This is a genomic window from Citrobacter sp. W9 (genome assembly GCF_026719375.1).
Classification (GTDB): domain Bacteria; phylum Pseudomonadota; class Gammaproteobacteria; order Enterobacterales; family Enterobacteriaceae; genus Citrobacter; species Citrobacter werkmanii.
Map to the genome: position 1 here is coordinate 47,191 of NZ_JAPPTE010000024.1, position 16,682 is coordinate 63,872.

General features: G+C 51.0%; 18 protein-coding genes and 1 other annotated feature. Of the genes, 10 read left to right on the forward strand and 8 right to left on the reverse strand.

The features are described 5' to 3' along the window. Positions 1–114: 114 nt before the first annotated feature. The 5 genes from ffh (at position 115) to rplS (ending at position 3,742) form a co-directional block, all read left to right on the forward strand. Positions 115–1,476: a signal recognition particle protein gene (ffh, locus tag OOJ59_RS23940; protein ID WP_006687321.1), complete on the forward strand. Its 1,362-nt coding sequence runs from the start codon at positions 115–117 to the stop codon at positions 1,474–1,476. Between the two features lie 251 nt (positions 1,477–1,727). Next, complete coding sequence (gene rpsP, locus OOJ59_RS23945) at positions 1,728–1,976, forward strand: 30S ribosomal protein S16 (protein ID WP_003031228.1); 249 nt, start codon at positions 1,728–1,730, stop codon at positions 1,974–1,976. 18 nt (positions 1,977–1,994) lie between these two features. Then, on the forward strand, positions 1,995–2,543 hold the full coding sequence (gene rimM, locus OOJ59_RS23950) for a ribosome maturation factor RimM (protein WP_003031230.1): 549 nt from the start codon (positions 1,995–1,997) through the stop codon (positions 2,541–2,543). Positions 2,544–2,587: 44 nt separating this feature from the next. Beyond that, a complete protein-coding gene (gene trmD / locus OOJ59_RS23955; protein WP_003031232.1) occupies positions 2,588–3,355 on the forward strand; it encodes a tRNA (guanosine(37)-N1)-methyltransferase TrmD in 768 nt (255 codons plus the stop codon). A gap of 39 nt (positions 3,356–3,394) precedes the next feature. Beyond that, positions 3,395–3,742, forward strand: coding sequence for a 50S ribosomal protein L19 (gene rplS, locus OOJ59_RS23960; RefSeq protein ID WP_006687325.1), 348 nt, complete (start codon positions 3,395–3,397; stop codon positions 3,740–3,742). A 138-nt stretch (positions 3,743–3,880) separates the two neighbouring features. On the opposite strand, the gene OOJ59_RS23965 is transcribed toward rplS, so the two are convergent. The 4 genes from OOJ59_RS23965 to OOJ59_RS23980 all read right to left on the reverse strand — a co-directional run bounded on the left by OOJ59_RS23965 (position 3,881) and on the right by OOJ59_RS23980 (position 6,643). Beyond that, positions 3,881–4,363: an OmpA family protein gene (locus OOJ59_RS23965; RefSeq protein WP_038642755.1), complete on the reverse strand. Its 483-nt coding sequence runs from the start codon at positions 4,361–4,363 to the stop codon at positions 3,881–3,883. A gap of 12 nt (positions 4,364–4,375) precedes the next feature. Then, a complete protein-coding gene (dgcN, locus tag OOJ59_RS23970; RefSeq protein WP_038642753.1) occupies positions 4,376–5,599 on the reverse strand; it encodes a diguanylate cyclase DgcN in 1,224 nt (407 codons plus the stop codon). Continuing rightward, the gene (locus OOJ59_RS23975; RefSeq protein ID WP_038642751.1) at positions 5,592–6,110 is read right to left on the reverse strand and encodes a YfiR family protein; all 519 of its coding nucleotides are present in this window, start codon (positions 6,108–6,110) and stop codon (positions 5,592–5,594) included. The genes dgcN and OOJ59_RS23975 overlap by 8 nt, the downstream gene beginning before the upstream one ends. A 158-nt stretch (positions 6,111–6,268) precedes the next feature. Further along, on the reverse strand, positions 6,269–6,643 hold the full coding sequence (locus OOJ59_RS23980; RefSeq protein WP_038642749.1) for a DUF2799 domain-containing protein: 375 nt from the start codon (positions 6,641–6,643) through the stop codon (positions 6,269–6,271). Between the two features lie 215 nt (positions 6,644–6,858). Between OOJ59_RS23980 and aroF the strand changes: the two genes are divergently transcribed. Both aroF and tyrA read left to right on the forward strand, forming a co-directional pair. Then, positions 6,859–7,929: a 3-deoxy-7-phosphoheptulonate synthase AroF gene (gene aroF / locus OOJ59_RS23985; protein ID WP_042313300.1), complete on the forward strand. Its 1,071-nt coding sequence runs from the start codon at positions 6,859–6,861 to the stop codon at positions 7,927–7,929. Between the two features lie 10 nt (positions 7,930–7,939). Beyond that, on the forward strand, positions 7,940–9,061 hold the full coding sequence (gene tyrA, locus OOJ59_RS23990; RefSeq protein ID WP_038642745.1) for a bifunctional chorismate mutase/prephenate dehydrogenase: 1,122 nt from the start codon (positions 7,940–7,942) through the stop codon (positions 9,059–9,061). Between the two features lie 42 nt (positions 9,062–9,103). On the opposite strand, the gene pheA is transcribed toward tyrA, so the two are convergent. The 4 genes from pheA to bamD form a co-directional block, all read right to left on the reverse strand. Further along, complete coding sequence (gene pheA, locus OOJ59_RS23995) at positions 9,104–10,264, reverse strand: bifunctional chorismate mutase/prephenate dehydratase (RefSeq protein ID WP_038642743.1); 1,161 nt, start codon at positions 10,262–10,264, stop codon at positions 9,104–9,106. A 22-nt stretch (positions 10,265–10,286) separates the two neighbouring features. Further along, positions 10,287–10,412: a sequence feature (Phe leader region), on the reverse strand. Further along, positions 10,364–10,411 (reverse strand): pheA operon leader peptide PheL, encoded by a 48-nt coding sequence (pheL, locus tag OOJ59_RS24000; RefSeq protein ID WP_121530024.1) that lies wholly within the window; start codon positions 10,409–10,411, stop codon positions 10,364–10,366. It overlaps the preceding feature by 48 nt. A gap of 102 nt (positions 10,413–10,514) precedes the next feature. After that, complete coding sequence (gene raiA / locus OOJ59_RS24005; RefSeq protein ID WP_003031244.1) at positions 10,515–10,853, reverse strand: ribosome-associated translation inhibitor RaiA; 339 nt, start codon at positions 10,851–10,853, stop codon at positions 10,515–10,517. Positions 10,854–11,123: 270 nt separating this feature from the next. Further along, positions 11,124–11,861 carry an outer membrane protein assembly factor BamD gene (gene bamD / locus OOJ59_RS24010; RefSeq protein ID WP_005130417.1) on the reverse strand — a complete coding sequence of 246 codons (738 nt, stop codon included), beginning with the start codon at positions 11,859–11,861 and terminating at the stop codon, positions 11,124–11,126. Between the two features lie 131 nt (positions 11,862–11,992). Here bamD and rluD point away from each other — a divergent pair, with 131 nt between their 5' ends. The 3 genes from rluD (at position 11,993) to clpB (ending at position 16,404) form a co-directional block, all read left to right on the forward strand. Continuing rightward, on the forward strand, positions 11,993–12,973 hold the full coding sequence (gene rluD, locus OOJ59_RS24015; RefSeq protein ID WP_038642740.1) for a 23S rRNA pseudouridine(1911/1915/1917) synthase RluD: 981 nt from the start codon (positions 11,993–11,995) through the stop codon (positions 12,971–12,973). After that, the gene (yfiH, locus tag OOJ59_RS24020) at positions 12,970–13,701 is read left to right on the forward strand and encodes a purine nucleoside phosphorylase YfiH (protein WP_110497124.1); all 732 of its coding nucleotides are present in this window, start codon (positions 12,970–12,972) and stop codon (positions 13,699–13,701) included. The genes rluD and yfiH overlap by 4 nt, the downstream gene beginning before the upstream one ends. Positions 13,702–13,830: 129 nt before the next feature. Next, on the forward strand, positions 13,831–16,404 hold the full coding sequence (clpB, locus tag OOJ59_RS24025; protein ID WP_160956041.1) for an ATP-dependent chaperone ClpB: 2,574 nt from the start codon (positions 13,831–13,833) through the stop codon (positions 16,402–16,404). Positions 16,405–16,682 lie beyond the last annotated feature (278 nt).

A 16,682-nucleotide genomic window follows, 5' to 3' on the forward strand; every position in this document is an offset into this window, starting at 1 on the left:
GACCGCTGCTCCAACCGTTGCATAACAACAAAGGCGGCTTCATGTTATACTGCGACAAATTTCTGTTGATGTGTCGCTGTCGCGACCGACCGTTTCCACCCCAGGCGAGAGACAATGTTTGATAATTTAACCGATCGTTTGTCGCGCACGCTGCGCAATATCAGTGGCCGTGGACGCCTTACTGAAGACAACGTTAAAGAGACGCTGCGCGAAGTGCGCATGGCGCTGCTGGAGGCTGACGTAGCGCTGCCGGTAGTGCGTGAGTTTATCAATCGCGTAAAAGAGAAAGCGGTTGGTCATGAAGTTAACAAAAGCCTGACGCCGGGTCAGGAATTCGTCAAGATTGTCCGTAACGAGCTGGTTGCGGCAATGGGCGAAGAAAACCAGACCCTGAATCTGGCTGCTCAGCCGCCTGCCGTCGTGCTGATGGCGGGCTTGCAGGGGGCAGGTAAAACCACCAGCGTGGGTAAGCTGGGGAAATTTCTGCGTGAGAAGCACAAGAAGAAAGTGCTGGTGGTCTCCGCGGACGTTTATCGCCCGGCGGCGATTAAACAGCTGGAAACGTTGGCCGAGCAGGTTGGTGTGGACTTCTTCCCGTCGGATGTCGGTCAAAAACCGGTCGATATCGTCAACGCCGCGCTGAAAGAAGCCAAACTCAAATTCTACGACGTGCTGCTGGTGGATACCGCCGGTCGTCTGCACGTTGACGAAGCGATGATGGACGAAATCAAACAGGTCCACGCTTCTATCAAGCCGGTAGAAACGCTGTTTGTCGTCGATGCGATGACCGGTCAGGATGCCGCCAATACCGCAAAAGCCTTTAACGAAGCGCTGCCATTAACCGGCGTGGTGCTGACCAAAGTTGATGGTGATGCTCGTGGCGGTGCGGCGCTTTCTATTCGTCATATCACCGGCAAGCCGATTAAATTCCTCGGTGTCGGCGAGAAAACCGAAGCGCTGGAGCCGTTCCACCCGGATCGTATTGCTTCACGTATTCTCGGCATGGGCGACGTGCTGTCGCTGATCGAAGATATCGAAAGCAAAGTTGACCGCGCGCAGGCAGAGAAATTAGCCAGCAAGCTGAAAAAAGGCGACGGCTTCGATCTCAACGATTTCCTTGAGCAGCTCAAGCAGATGAAAAACATGGGCGGTATGGCAAGCCTGATGGGCAAACTGCCGGGTATGGGTCAGATCCCTGACAATGTGAAATCGCAGATGGACGATAAAGTGCTGGTGCGTATGGAAGCCATCATCAACTCGATGACGATGAAAGAACGCGCTAAGCCGGAAATCATAAAAGGTTCCCGTAAACGCCGTATTGCTACCGGCTGCGGTATGCAGGTACAGGACGTTAACCGCCTTCTGAAACAGTTCGACGACATGCAGCGCATGATGAAGAAAATGAAGAAAGGCGGGATGGCGAAGATGATGCGGAGTATGAAGGGGATGATGCCGCCAGGCTTCCCGGGTAGATAAATATATCGGGCTACCTTATTTGCCATTTTGACGCCGGAGTGTGCTCGAAATGCTCACGTACTGCGTGTACGCTCCGCTTTCTGCGCGCACGCCGACGCCAAACTGGCTGCAACGGTCACGCCCTGGAATCAAGCTTCATCACATGTTGATTGCTTTTTTCCCAGAAATCAGTAAAATTTTCGGGCTTTTAATATGACACCGGGTCCCTTCCCTCGATGGGGCCCGGTGTTTTATTCACACAAGAGGATGTTATGGTTACTATTCGTTTAGCTCGTCACGGCGCTAAAAAGCGTCCGTTCTACCAGGTTGTTGTCACCGACAGCCGTAATGCACGCAACGGTCGCTTCATCGAGCGCGTTGGCTTCTTTAACCCAATCGCTAGCGAAAAAGAAGAAGGCACTCGCCTGGATCTGGATCGCATCGCTCACTGGGTTGGCCAGGGCGCGACTATTTCTGATCGCGTAGCTACGCTGATCAAAGCAGCAAACAAAGCAGCTTAATCTGTCACGGTGGTCATGATGAGCAAGCAACTCGCCGCGCAGGCTCCTGTGGAACCCATCGTTTTGGGGAAAATGGGGTCTTCTTACGGTATTCGTGGTTGGCTCAGAGTGTTTTCTTCCACTGAAGACGCCGAAAGCATTTTTGACTATCAGCCCTGGTTTATCCAGAAGGCGGGTCAGTGGCAGCAAGTACAGCTGGAAAGCTGGAAGCACCACAATCAGGATCTGATCATCAAGCTGAAAGGCGTTGACGATCGTGATTCGGCGAATCTACTGACCAATTGCGAAATTGTCGTGGATTCCTCGCAGTTGCCAGCGCTGGAAGATGGTTCCTACTACTGGAAAGACCTTATGGGCTGCCAGGTAGTGACCACTGAAGGCTACGATCTCGGTAAAGTCGTCGATATGATGGAAACCGGTTCGAATGACGTCATTGTCATCAAGGCAAACCTGAAAGATGCGTTTGGTATCAAGGAACGTCTTGTACCGTTCCTCGATGGGCAGGTTATCAAGAAAGTCGATCTCGCTACTCGTACTATCGAAGTAGATTGGGATCCTGGTTTTTAAACCACCGGATAAACGGTAAAAGTCGGCGTTATGGGGATTGGCTTGTGTTTATAGGTATCGTTAGCCTGTTTCCTGAAATGTTCCGCGCAATTACCGATTACGGGGTAACTGGCCGGGCAGTAAAAAATGGCCTGCTGAACATCCAGAGCTGGAGTCCTCGAGACTTTACTCATGACCGGCACCGTACCGTGGACGATCGTCCTTACGGCGGCGGACCGGGGATGTTAATGATGGTGCAACCCTTACGGGACGCCATTCATGCGGCAAAAGCTGCGGCTGGTGAAGGCGCAAAGGTGATTTATCTGTCACCTCAGGGACGCAAGCTTGATCAAGCGGGCGTCAGCGAACTGGCCACGAATCAAAAGCTGATTCTGGTATGTGGTCGCTATGAAGGTATCGATGAGCGCGTGATTCAAACCGAAATTGATGAAGAATGGTCAATCGGCGATTACGTCCTCAGCGGTGGTGAGTTACCGGCAATGACGCTGATCGATTCCGTTTCCCGGTTTATTCCGGGGGTTCTGGGTCATGAAGCATCAGCAATCGAAGATTCGTTTGCTGACGGGTTGCTGGACTGTCCACACTATACCCGACCTGAAGTGTTAGAGCAGATGGAAGTACCGGCAGTATTACTGTCGGGGAACCACGCTGAGATACGTCGCTGGCGTTTGAAACAGTCGCTGGGCCGGACCTGGCTTAGAAGACCTGAACTTCTGGAAAACCTGGCTCTGACTGAAGAGCAAGCAAGGTTGCTGGCGGAGTTCAAAAAGGAACACGCACAACAGCAACATAAACATGATGGGCAGGCGTAAGCCCCCAATATCAGTTTACCCAGGATAAGAGATTAAATTATGAGCAACATTATTAAGCAACTTGAACAAGAACAGATGAAGCAGGACGTACCTTCCTTCCGTCCGGGTGATACCGTGGAAGTGAAAGTATGGGTTGTTGAAGGTTCCAAAAAACGTCTGCAGGCATTTGAGGGCGTGGTTATCGCTATTCGTAGCCGCGGTCTGCACTCTGCATTCACTGTTCGTAAAATTTCCAACGGCGAAGGCGTTGAGCGTGTCTTCCAGACTCACTCTCCGGTAGTTGACAGCATTGCTGTTAAACGTCGTGGTGCTGTTCGTAAAGCTAAACTGTACTACCTGCGTGAGCGCACTGGTAAGTCTGCTCGTATCAAAGAGCGTCTTAACTAAGATTCGCGCAAGCGACATCCTGTTAGAAAAGGGCTGGCCGAAAGGCTGGCCCTTTTTTTATCGCGATATTTACTGATGGGAACAGACTGACTGCCGGGAGACTTTACATACTCTCTGGATACAGTCAGCCGGGGATGATTACGGTGTGGCGATGACGACCGCGACACGGCGGTTTTCAGCACGACCTTTAGAGGTCTGGTTACTGGCGATAGGGTATTTCTTCCCGAGTCCCTGGGTGGTCAGATTGGTACGGGGAATATTAGCGCCTTGTGCCCAGGCATCGGCCACGACATTCGCGCGTTTGAGCGACAGAGCCTCGTTGTAGCTGTCTTCGCCGTAGTTATCCGTATGACCATCCAGACGAGCATGGTTTAGCCCGGTAGCAGCCAGTTTGGATGCCATTTCCTGAATCTGCTTTTCACTTTCCGGACGTAGCTTATAGTCGTTTTTATCAAACAGGATATTGTCAGACAGGCCAAGAGACCAGTCTCCTGAAACTTCGCTAAATCCGTACGATTTCATAGCTGCAATTTGCTCTGGGGTAAATTTTCCCTGAGGTGCCTGACAGCCTGCCACGATCAGTAAAAGCAGAAAAAACGGTGAAAATAGACGTTTTAACATGTGTGTAATTCCTTATTTAATAATGCGTTCAGAACGCAAATGTTTGGCCTGATACATATTTTGATCGGCAAGTTCTTGTAATTTCTCGGCAGAGGCATGTTCCCACGTCAGCGCAAAGCCAATGCTGAGTGTCATGCTTGCCAGATGACCATTGTGCAGGTCAAAAGGTCGGTTAAACGCTTGTGACAGTGCGGCACAGATACGCTGAACTTCGTATTCTGAGTGAACGCTATACAGCACCATGGCAAACTCATCGCCGCCAAGCCTGTAGGGGTGATGTCGATCACCTCCAAACTCGGACAGCCTTTTTGCAACTTCAATCAGAACACGGTCGCCCGCTGCGTGGCCCCAGGTATCGTTAATAAATTTAAAATTATCACCATCAAGGAATAGCAATGCAGAACTGCTGCGGGCAGCATCGTCGTTCATCAGGGCGTTAATGCTGCTGCGAAATGCGGCGCGATTTGCCAGTCCTGTCAGAGGATCATGTAACGCGGTACGCAAAAGCTGAGCGTTCTTTGCCTGCAACCGAAGTTGCCATTCCTCCATCTCGTCCAGCAGGCTATTAAAATCCTGGGCAAAAAGATGAAATTCTTCGATACGTTCTTCTGAAACACGTCGTGAAAAGTTACGGTTGGTACGGACATCATGTACCACCTCGGTGATATTTTGCAGGGCTTCTACTACGCCATTGTGCAAATAGCGAGTGAGCATTAATGCTATGCCTGATGCCAGCAGAATGCATCCGGTAAGAACGGCCAGCGACAGATAAATGAAATGGCTGATCACGCTATCGCGGGCAGTCAGGCGCACTTCACCAATAACATTGCCATTATGCAAAATGGGCTGTGTGACCGGTTGCGGAAACAACCAGTGGCTGATCAAACCGCTGATCTTTTCAGTGGTGTCCTGCGCGTCATAGCGCCAGGTGGCGATCACGTTCTGATTTTTATTACGCACTTCCGCTACGGAAAACTGCCCTTGTTGCCCTAGCGCCGCCAGAGTTTCTGTTGCCGCAACACTGTCAGAAAAGACTAATGCAGCTTCAAGTGTACGAGTCATCGTGGCTGCGGTCAGGTCCAGGTTCTTTTGCGCATACTGTCTTAATGCCAGCACGGAGGAAATGCTAAGCAGTAGCCAGATCAACGTCATGGTGACCAGGACGCTGATTATGCTGATACGCCGTAATGTCCGCTTAAACGTCGGGCGTGTTATGGGAGAATGGCCCTTATCCATGCTTTTTATTCCGTGCAAGCATCAATACGTCTGGACTGACCCTTACGCCACTGCGTGAAAGGGAATCCATATTTACGGAAAATCTCACATCTTCATCTTTAATTATGAGGCAAAAGGCACTGCCAATAACGCATTCGGGATTCTGTTCAGCGATTAATAACAGTGCCTTTGTCGGATATTTATTCTTTAATTCCACCTGATAACCAGGGGATTCTTTTCCAAAATAAAAACCATCACACTGCGAAACTAATATTTCTTGTTCCGTACGAATGATGACGGGAAGATAGGGTAAAGCACCAGTACTGGTATCTCCCAGTACACTGGAAAAACGCGATGAAGAGAAAATACACAGTTTTGGTGGCCCGGAAAGTGCAGGCCAGTGTGTATAACTGACGATGCCGGAAACCATCGCGCGTACAGATTTTGCTTCTTCCGTAACGCTCTGGGCGTACAGCGGTAATCCGGTCAGGAGCAGTGCCAGTAGAAGTATGAGTCGGTAAGAATAGCTCATGAATAGTTACCTACCAGCGGTTGCCGTAAAGCGTCGAAATACACTCAAGATTGTTTGAGACAAAATAACATTATTTTCCTAAGTCGTCATTATTCCGGGTATAAAGCTATGGATAATTTAAGTTAAATCTTATGTGCATATAAAATATAAGTTATTGTTTAATTTAATCTTATAGCGGCATTACCTTCGTTTGCCCCTTTTTGCCAGGCGTTGTGTAACTGGTCAACATTTTCGACAGTATCGCAACTTGGGGGAAAGGTTTTCCCGGCCAGACCCCTGGCGTAAACAAAATCCTGCTGGCAGGTTTTACGTTGTCCCTCGGCGTAACCCTTAAGATATTCCGTACGATCGACTTCTGGATCATTGTAATTGTCGGCAAGAATTTCATTATCTTTAACCGCATAGCCTGAAATGGCATCGCGTATCCCGGCATCGTACCAGTCGGTGCCAGTCCAGGTAGGGGCGTGAGTATAGGGGTCTATCTGACATCCGCTAAGAAGTAGTATTAATAAGGTGCTGATGAGTTGCTTCATTGCCTGTGCTCCCGCGTTTTTTTAAGCATAGTGGATCTGATATCAGGATGGTGTAAATTTAAATATACACTCACATAGGCTTTATTTAGTGACTAATAGAGAGCTGTAAATTAAAATTTACGGATTATGGATTGAAATCTTTACCTGTTGTGATATCGTTATTTCCTCCTCGCTGAGGATCAACTATCGCAAACGAGCTAAACAGGATCACCATCATGCAAAAAGACGCGCTGAACAACGTACATATTACCGACGAACAGGTTCTGATGACTCCGGAACAGTTGAAAGCTGAATTTCCGCTGAGCCAGGCACAAGAGGCGCAAATCGCCCAGTCGCGTAAAACCATTTCAGATATTATCTCCGGTCGCGATCCGCGTCTGCTGGTGGTATGTGGTCCGTGCTCCATTCATGATCCTGAAATGGCAATTGAGTACGCTCGTCGATTTAAAGCCCTTGCCGCAGAGGTCAGCGATAACCTCTACCTGGTGATGCGCGTCTATTTTGAAAAACCCCGTACTACCGTTGGTTGGAAAGGGTTAATTAACGATCCTCATATGGATGGCTCTTTTGATGTTGAAGCTGGACTGAAAATTGCGCGTCAACTGCTGCTTGAACTGGTAAATATGGGACTCCCGCTGGCAACTGAAGCCCTGGATCCTAATAGCCCACAATACCTGGGCGATCTGTTTAGCTGGTCGGCAATCGGTGCGCGTACCACGGAATCACAGACTCACCGTGAAATGGCTTCTGGTCTTTCGATGCCGGTTGGCTTTAAGAACGGCACTGACGGTAGCCTGGCAACCGCGATCAACGCCATGCGTGCCGCGGCGCAGTCACACCGTTTTGTCGGTATTAACCAGGCAGGGCAGGTAGCGCTGCTGCAAACTCAGGGCAATCCGGACGGTCATGTGATCCTGCGTGGCGGCAAAGCGCCGAACTACAGCCCGGCAGATGTTGCCCAGTGCGAAAAAGAGATGGAACAGGCGGGACTAAGACCTTCCCTGATGGTAGATTGCAGTCATGGTAACTCCAATAAAGATTACCGCCGTCAGCCTGCCGTGGCTGAATCCGTGATTGCGCAAATCAAAGATGGCAATCGCTCGATCATTGGTTTGATGATTGAAAGTAATATTCATGAAGGCAACCAGTCTTCCGAACAGCCGCGCAGCGCAATGAAATACGGCGTGTCCGTAACCGATGCATGCATTAGCTGGGAAATGACGGATGCGCTACTGCGTGAAATTAGCCAGGATTTAAACGGCCAGCTGTCGGCGCGTGTAGCATAAGAGGTTGGTTATGGTTGCTGAATTGACCGCATTACGCGATCAAATTGATGAAGTCGACAAGGCGCTGCTGGATTTGCTGGCACGCCGCCTGGAGCTGGTTGCCGAAGTCGGTGAAGTAAAAAGCCGCTTTGGGCTGCCGATTTACGTGCCGGAGCGGGAGGCCTCTATGCTGGCTTCACGCCGCGCGGAAGCGGAAGCCCTTGGCGTACCGCCGGATCTGATTGAAGATGTGCTGCGCCGGGTTATGCGCGAGTCCTACTCCAGTGAAAATGACAAAGGATTTAAAACGCTTTGTCCTTCCCTACGACCGGTAGTGATCGTCGGCGGCGGTGGTCAGATGGGGCGTCTTTTCGAAAAAATGCTCACTCTGTCAGGTTATCAGGTGCGGATCCTGGAACAGCAGGACTGGGATCGCGCGTCGGAGATCGTCTCTGATGCAGGCATGGTGATCGTCAGCGTGCCGATCCACGTCACCGAGCAGGTGATCGCTAAATTACCGCGTCTGCCGTCTGACTGTATCCTGGTCGATTTGGCATCGGTGAAAAATGGTCCTTTACAGGCGATGCTGGCAGCGCACGATGGTCCGGTGGTGGGGTTACATCCCATGTTTGGTCCGGACAGCGGCAGTCTGGCAAAACAGGTGGTTGTCTGGTGTGATGGACGTCAGCCGGAAGCCTATCAGTGGTTCCTGGAACAGATTCAGGTCTGGGGCGCGCGGTTGCATCGGATCAGCGCCGTTGAACACGACCAGAATATGGCGTTTATTCAGGCCTTGCGTCACTTTGCGACCTTCGCCTATGGTCTGCACCTGGCGGAAGAAAACGTGCAACTGGAACAATTGCTGGCGCTCTCTTCGCCGATTTATCGCCTTGAGCTGGCGATGGTTGGACGCTTGTTTGCCCAAGATCCGCAGCTGTATGCCGATATCATTATGTCGTCTGAGAGCAACCTTGCGCTGATCAAACGCTACTATCAACGTTTTGGTGAGGCGATTGGTTTACTGGAGCAGGGCGATAAGCAAGCGTTTATCGACAGCTTCCGTAAGGTGGAGCACTGGTTTGGCGATTATGCGAAACGCTTCCAGAGTGAAAGCCGTACTTTGTTGCGCCAGGCGAATGACAGCCGTCCTTAAGTAAGATGCCGGATAAGCTTAGCGCCATCCGGCATTGTCACGTTAACTCGGATCGACCGGCACCACGTTCTCACTCGGGTAACATCCCAGCACCTTCATCGAACGCGTAATCTCCCCTAATTCCTTTAACGCCTTTTGCATTTGGGGGGATTCCAGATTGGCCTGGATATCAAGATAAAACATCTCTTCCCATGGATTGCCGTGAATCGGGCGTGACTCCAGTTTAGTCATAATCAGATTATGGTTACGCAGTACCAGCAGCGCTTCAACCAGCGCACCGGCCTGTTGGCCTGTTGCCATCAGCAGCGTGGTTTTAGCCGGAACCTGGTCGGAAACATTGATAGCCTTGCGTGCCAGTACCACAAAGCGGGTGATGTTTTGTGTCTGGTTAGCTTCGATATGCTCGAGAACCTGCAAACCATACAGTACGCCTCCGGCTTCGCTCCCCAGTGCGGCTACGCGCGGTGAGTTAGCTTGTGCAACTTTTTCCATCGCCGCTGAGGTGCTTTCGGTGTACTCAATCTTCCAGTGTGGGTAACGGCTCAGGAACTTGCTGCACTGTTGGAACGGCTGCGGGTGGCTGTATACCGTATCAATGGTCTCGAGATCGGTTGTGCCGGATACCAGTACGCAGTGGTCAATTGTAATAGTCATCTCGCCAACGATAGACAGACTGGTGTGCTGCAGCAGGTCGTAGACGTCGTTAATCCCACCGGAGCTGGTGTTTTCAATCGGGACGACCGCATAGTCAGCTTGTCCGGTTTCGACCTGATTAAAGATATCGGCAAATTTCGCGCAGCCGCTTTCAATGAATTGTTCAAAATGACGGGCAGCGTACTGACGTGCGGCGAGGTGTGAGTATGAGCCTTTTGGCCCAAGGAATGCGACGCGCGCGGAATGGGGGTTAATTTTGTTCAGGTGTTGCTGGAGCAGTGCCTGCTGCGTCAGGACGGAGTCTTCGATAATCAGTTGGAACAGGCGGGTGATATAGTGCGCGTCGAGATGATGCGCTTTGCCAAGCTGAATCAGCCGGTCTAACAGATCGCGTTCGCGGTCAATATCACGTACCGGACGATGTGAAAGCAGTTTAGCTTTGCCGACTTCTACGGCCAGCCCACGCCGTTCAGCCAGTAGGGCCAGTAATTTTTCATCCAGCGAACTGATTTTATCGCGCAGCGCCAGCAATGGGTTTTCCGATGTCATAGTGTTGCCTTTCTTGTTATCAATAAAAAAGGCCCCCCGTTGTGGGAGGCCTTATTGTTCGTCTTCGCATTCTTTATCACACGACGAAACGCCTCCCATTCAGGGGAAGGTAAAAAAGAATGCGAAGAAGAACGGGGCAAGTTTCATGTAATTTTCCTTTGGCTACGTCAGTAAAGTACCCGTACTGTTTTCACCCTGTCAACAAAAAACGCGCCCGAAGGCGCGTTGGCGATACACTCAATGTAAGGGACTACTCTTCTTCTGCTTCGACGAAGTTGGCGTCTTTGACTGAAGTTGTTGCACGACGGGCTTCGCCTTTGTGCTGCACTTTATTGAGCTGCCGTTCCAGCTTGTTGATCAAATCGTTAATTGCGGTGTACATATCCTCGTGTTTTGCGCTGGCGACCAGATGTCCGTTCGGTGTATTGATGGTGGCATCAGCAATGAAACCCTGTGGCTCCTTAGACAGAATGATATGTGGATTAATCAGATGAGTTTGCCATTTTTCAAGTTTGGCGAGACGGTCTGCGACATGCTGGCGAATTGCCGGAGTAATTTCCATTTGTTTACTGGTAATGTTCATTGTCATAAATTTTACCTCTTGTCTTTCCCGTCTTGGTGATTCCAGCATACCGTTCCCAATGTCAAAATGTGTGATTTAAATCACATTATTTTGTCGCTTTTTGTCAAGAAAACCTTTTTGTGAGGCACCGCAGGAACAAGCGATTTTTTACTTGAGGAATAGCAGAAAGCAGGCCATATTTGATGAGATGCGTTGGAGCTAAACCGCTTCAGTTATGGCGTAAACGGATAAAAAAACGGCAGCCCTTGGGGCTGCCGTTTTGCATTCTGAGGTAAATCAGGTGTTACTGCTGTTGGCGGCAATGATTTTCGCTACTTTTTCTGCCTGAGCATTCATTTGCATCTGGCGATAAGCGTTTTCCATTAACGGCAGAGCATCACGCGTTGCCTGGGTATCCGGGTAGTCGCGCAGCATGCCTTCCACACGGTTTACCACCGCCACCCATGCGCCACGGGCAGTGTAATATTCCGCAACGGAGTATTCATACTTCGCCAGACGATCTTTCAGGAACACCAGACGTTTAGTGGCGTCAGTGGTGTACTGGCTGTTCGGATAGCCACGTACCAGTTTGGAAAAGTCATTAAACGCAGCTCGGGCATGTTGTGGATCGCGATCGCTGCGATCAACCCCAAAGAATCCTTGCAGTGCGCTATCATCCAACGCCATATTGGTCAGGCCACGCATATACATGACATAATCAATGTTAGGGTGTGTCGGATTAAGACGGATAAAACGATCGATGGCAGCCTGAGCAAGTGGCAGATCGGCGTTTTTGTAGTAGGCGTAGATGAGATCTAATTGCACCTGCTGAGAATACGGTCCAAATGGATAACGGTTATCCAACGCTTCCAATTGCGTTATTGCCTGTTTCCAGTTACCGTCCTGCAGCTTTTGCTGAGCAGTCGCGTAGATTTCATTTGGCGGATTATCGGGCACCTCTTCCTTTGAACCAGAGCAACCCGCCAAAAACAGGCTCAACGTGGCTGCTGCCACCAGATATTTCATGCGCGTCATGACGTTTTGACTTTCCTCAAAATGTTTTACGGGAGATTCTCTGTTCCTGCTCCCGGTTAAGACCAGCTACAATAGCACACTATATTAAACGGCAAAGCCGTAAAACCCAACGTTAAACAAAGAAGCAGTTTATGGCACAACGAGTAGAACTCACCGCAACAGTCTCCGAAAATCAGCTCGGTCAACGCTTAGATCAGGCTTTGGCCGAATTGTTCCCTGATTATTCGCGATCGCGCATAAAAGAATGGATCCTCGACCAGCGCGTGCTGGTAAATGGCAATCTTTGCGATAAACCGAAAGAAAAAGTGTTGGGTGGAGAGCAGGTCTCCATCAATGCAGAAATTGACGAAGAGGTTCGTTTTGAGCCTCAGGATATCCCGCTGGATATCGTGTATGAAGATGACGATATTCTTGTTATCAACAAACCTCGTGACCTCGTGGTGCATCCGGGCGCAGGCAATCCTGACGGCACGGTATTGAATGCGTTGCTGCATTACTACCCGCCAATTGCGGATGTTCCTCGCGCGGGTATCGTCCATCGTCTGGACAAAGACACGACCGGATTAATGGTGGTGGCAAAAACCGTTCCGGCGCAGACGCGTCTGGTGGAGTCATTACAGCTGCGTGAAATTACCCGTGAGTACGAAGCCGTGGCGATTGGTCATATGACAGCGGGCGGAACCGTTGAAGAGCCGATTAGCCGTCACCCGACCAAGCGTACACACATGGCGGTACACCCGATGGGTAAACCGGCGGTGACGCACTATCGTATTATGGAACACTTCCGTGTGCACACGCGTCTGCGGTTGCGTCTGGAAACCGGACGTACGCACCAGATCCGCGTGCACATGGCGCATATCACTCATCCGCTGGTGGGAGATCCGGTCTACGGTGGTCGTCCGCGTCCACCAAAAGGCGCTTCTGACGAATTTATTTCCGTATTGCGTAAGTTCGACCGTCAGGCGCTGCACGCGACCATGCTGCGTCTGTATCACCCGATTTCCGGTATCGAAATGGAATGGCATGCGCCAATTCCGCAAGATATGGTGGAACTGATTGAAGTGATGCGCGCTGATTTCGAAGAACATAAGGATGATATTGCCTGGTTATGAGTAAGCTAATTGTCCCGCAGTGGCCGCTACCGCAAGGTGTTGCGGCATGTAGTTCTACCCGTATTGGCGGTATCAGTATGCCGCCTTATGATTCGCTGAATCTGGGCGCCCATTGCGGCGATAACCCGGAGCATGTCGAAGAGAACCGCAAACGACTGTTTGCTGCGGGCAATCTGCCTTCAAAGCCAGTCTGGCTGGAACAGGTCCACGGTAAGGACGTCCTGAAACTGACGGGCGAGCCGTACTCCTCCAAACGTGCGGATGCGTCATACAGCAATACGCCAGGCACCGTGTGTGCGGTGATGACGGCGGACTGTCTGCCCGTACTATTTTGTAATCGTGCAGGTACGGAAGTCGCGGCGGCCCATGCAGGTTGGCGCGGATTATGCGCCGGTGTGCTGGAAGAGACGGTGGCGTGTTTTGCCGACAAACCTGAAAACATTATTGCCTGGCTAGGCCCGGCGATTGGCCCGAACGCGTTTGAAGTGGGGCCAGAAGTCCGCGCAGCGTTCATGGCGCATGATCCGCAGGCGGACCTCGCATTTGTACCGCGCGCAGACAAATATCTGGCGGATATCTACCAGCTTGCGCGCCAGCGTCTGGCAAATGTCGGCGTGACGCACCTCTACGGCGGTGACCGGTGCACCTTCAGCGAAAGTGAGACTTTCTTCTCTTATCGTCGCGACAATACCACGGGTCGTATGGCAAGTTTTATTTGGCTGATATAACCTAAAGAATCAAGACGATCCGGTACGTGTAATTTTCTTTTCACATAATTCAGGTCATTCACCTTGAATAATTGAGGGATGACCTCATTTAATCTCCAGTAGCAATTTTGACCTGTTATGGGAGGAGTTATGCGTCTGGATCGTCTTACTAATAAATTCCAGCTTGCTCTTGCCGATGCCCAGTCACTCGCATTGGGGCACGACAATCAATTCATCGAACCACTTCATCTAATGAGCGCCTTGCTGAATCAGGAAGGGGGGTCGGTACGTCCTTTATTAACCTCTGCTGGCATTAATGCCGGCCAGTTACGTACAGCCATTGACCAGGCGTTGAGCCGCTTGCCACAGGTAGAAGGTACCGGCGGTGATGTGCAGCCTTCTCAGGATCTGGTGCGTGTACTGAATCTTTGCGACAAGCTGGCGCAAAAACGAGGGGACAACTTTATTTCGTCAGAGCTGTTCGTTCTGGCGGCGCTTGAGTCACGCGGTACGCTGACCGATTTATTAAAATCAGCAGGGGCGACGACCGCCAATATCACTCAGGCAATTGAACAAATGCGTGGAGGTGAAAGCGTGAATGATCAGGGAGCTGAAGACCAACGTCAGGCCTTGAAAAAATATACCGTCGATCTGACCGAACGCGCCGAACAGGGCAAGCTCGATCCGGTTATCGGTCGTGATGAAGAAATCCGCCGCACCATTCAGGTGCTGCAACGTCGTACTAAAAATAACCCGGTGTTGATTGGTGAACCTGGCGTCGGTAAAACCGCCATCGTTGAAGGGCTGGCGCAGCGTATTATCAACGGCGAAGTGCCGGAAGGCTTAAAAGGCCGCCGCGTACTGGCGCTGGATATGGGCGCGCTGGTGGCCGGGGCGAAATATCGTGGCGAGTTTGAAGAACGTTTAAAAGGTGTGCTGAACGATCTCTCTAAACAAGAAGGCAACGTCATTCTGTTTATTGATGAGCTGCATACCATGGTTGGCGCAGGTAAAGCCGATGGCGCCATGGACGCCGGTAACATGCTGAAACCGGCGCTGGCGCGTGGGGAACTGCACTGCGTAGGCGCAACCACGCTCGATGAATATCGTCAGTACATCGAAAAAGATGCGGCGCTGGAACGTCGTTTCCAGAAAGTGTTTGTGGCTGAACCTTCAGTAGAAGACACCATCGCCATTTTGCGTGGTCTGAAAGAACGTTATGAGCTGCACCACCATGTGCAGATCACTGACCCGGCGATTGTTGCGGCAGCGACGCTGTCTCACCGCTATATTGCCGACCGTCAGTTGCCGGATAAAGCCATCGACCTGATCGATGAAGCGGCATCCAGCATTCGTATGCAGATTGACTCCAAGCCGGAAGAACTGGACAGACTCGACCGCCGTATTATCCAGCTCAAACTGGAACAGCAGGCATTAATGAAAGAGTCTGATGAGGCGAGTAAAAAACGTCTTGATATGCTCAACGAAGAACTGGACGACAAAGAGCGCCAGTATTCCGAGTTAGAAGAAGAGTGGAAAGCGGAAAAAGCCTCGCTCTCCGGTACTCAGACGATTAAGGCTGAGCTGGAGCAGGCGAAGATCGCCATCGAGCAGGCGCGTCGTGTGGGCGACCTGGCGCGGATGTCCGAGCTACAGTACGGTAAAATCCCGGAGCTGGAAAAACAGCTGGAAGCCGCTACCCAGTCGGAAGGTAAAACTATGCGTCTGTTGCGTAACAAAGTGACCGATGCAGAAATTGCTGAAGTGCTGGCGCGTTGGACGGGGATCCCGGTTGCCCGCATGCTGGAAGGCGAACGGGAAAAACTGTTGCGTATGGAGCAGGAGTTGCACAGCCGTGTGATTGGCCAGAACGAAGCGGTTGAAGCGGTATCTAACGCGATTCGCCGTAGCCGTGCTGGGCTGTCTGACCCGAACCGTCCGATTGGTTCATTCCTGTTCCTTGGGCCGACCGGTGTCGGTAAAACCGAACTGTGTAAAGCGCTGGCAAACTTTATGTTCGACAGTGACGATGCAATGGTGCGTATCGATATGTCCGAGTTTATGGAGAAACACTCGGTGTCTCGTCTGGTCGGTGCGCCTCCGGGATATGTCGGCTACGAAGAGGGGGGGTATCTCACTGAAGCAGTGCGCCGTCGTCCTTACTCCGTCATCCTGCTGGATGAAGTGGAGAAAGCGCATCCGGATGTGTTCAACATTCTGCTGCAGGTGCTTGACGATGGTCGTCTGACCGACGGGCAGGGGAGAACAGTCGACTTCCGTAATACGGTGGTCATCATGACTTCGAACCTGGGGTCCGATCTGATCCAGGAACGTTTTGGCGAGCTCGATTACAGCCACATGAAGGATATGGTGCTGGGCGTTGTGAGCCATAACTTCCGCCCGGAATTTATCAACCGTATAGATGAGGTTGTGGTATTCCATCCGTTGGGTGAGCAGCACATTGCTTCTATTGCTCAGATCCAACTGCAGCGTCTGTATAAACGTCTGGAAGAGCGTGGCTATGAAATCCATATCTCTGACGAAGCGCTCAAACTGCTGAGTGCGAATGGTTACGATCCGGTATATGGCGCGCGTCCATTGAAACGCTCTATCCAGCAACAGATCGAAAACCCGCTGGCGCAGCAAATTTTGTCTGGAGAGCTGATTCCTGGCAAAGCCATTCGCCTGGAAGTGAACGACGACCGTATCGTGGCAGTGCAGTAAGTCACAAAACGATAATAAACGAGCCCTGCGGGGCTCGTTTTTGTTTAAAAACCAGGCAAAAATAGAAGGGTTGAGTAAAAAGTAATCGTTTGATAAGTTTTTTGTATTTTTAACTTGTCAGCCTGAAATAACTCCCTATAATGCGCCTCCACTGACACGGAACAACGGATTACACGCCGCCGGGTCAGCGGAGAAAAGCGTAAATAAACGCTTGACTCTGAAGCGGGATAGCGTAATATGCACACCCCGCGCCGCTGAGAAAAAGCGAAGCGGCACTG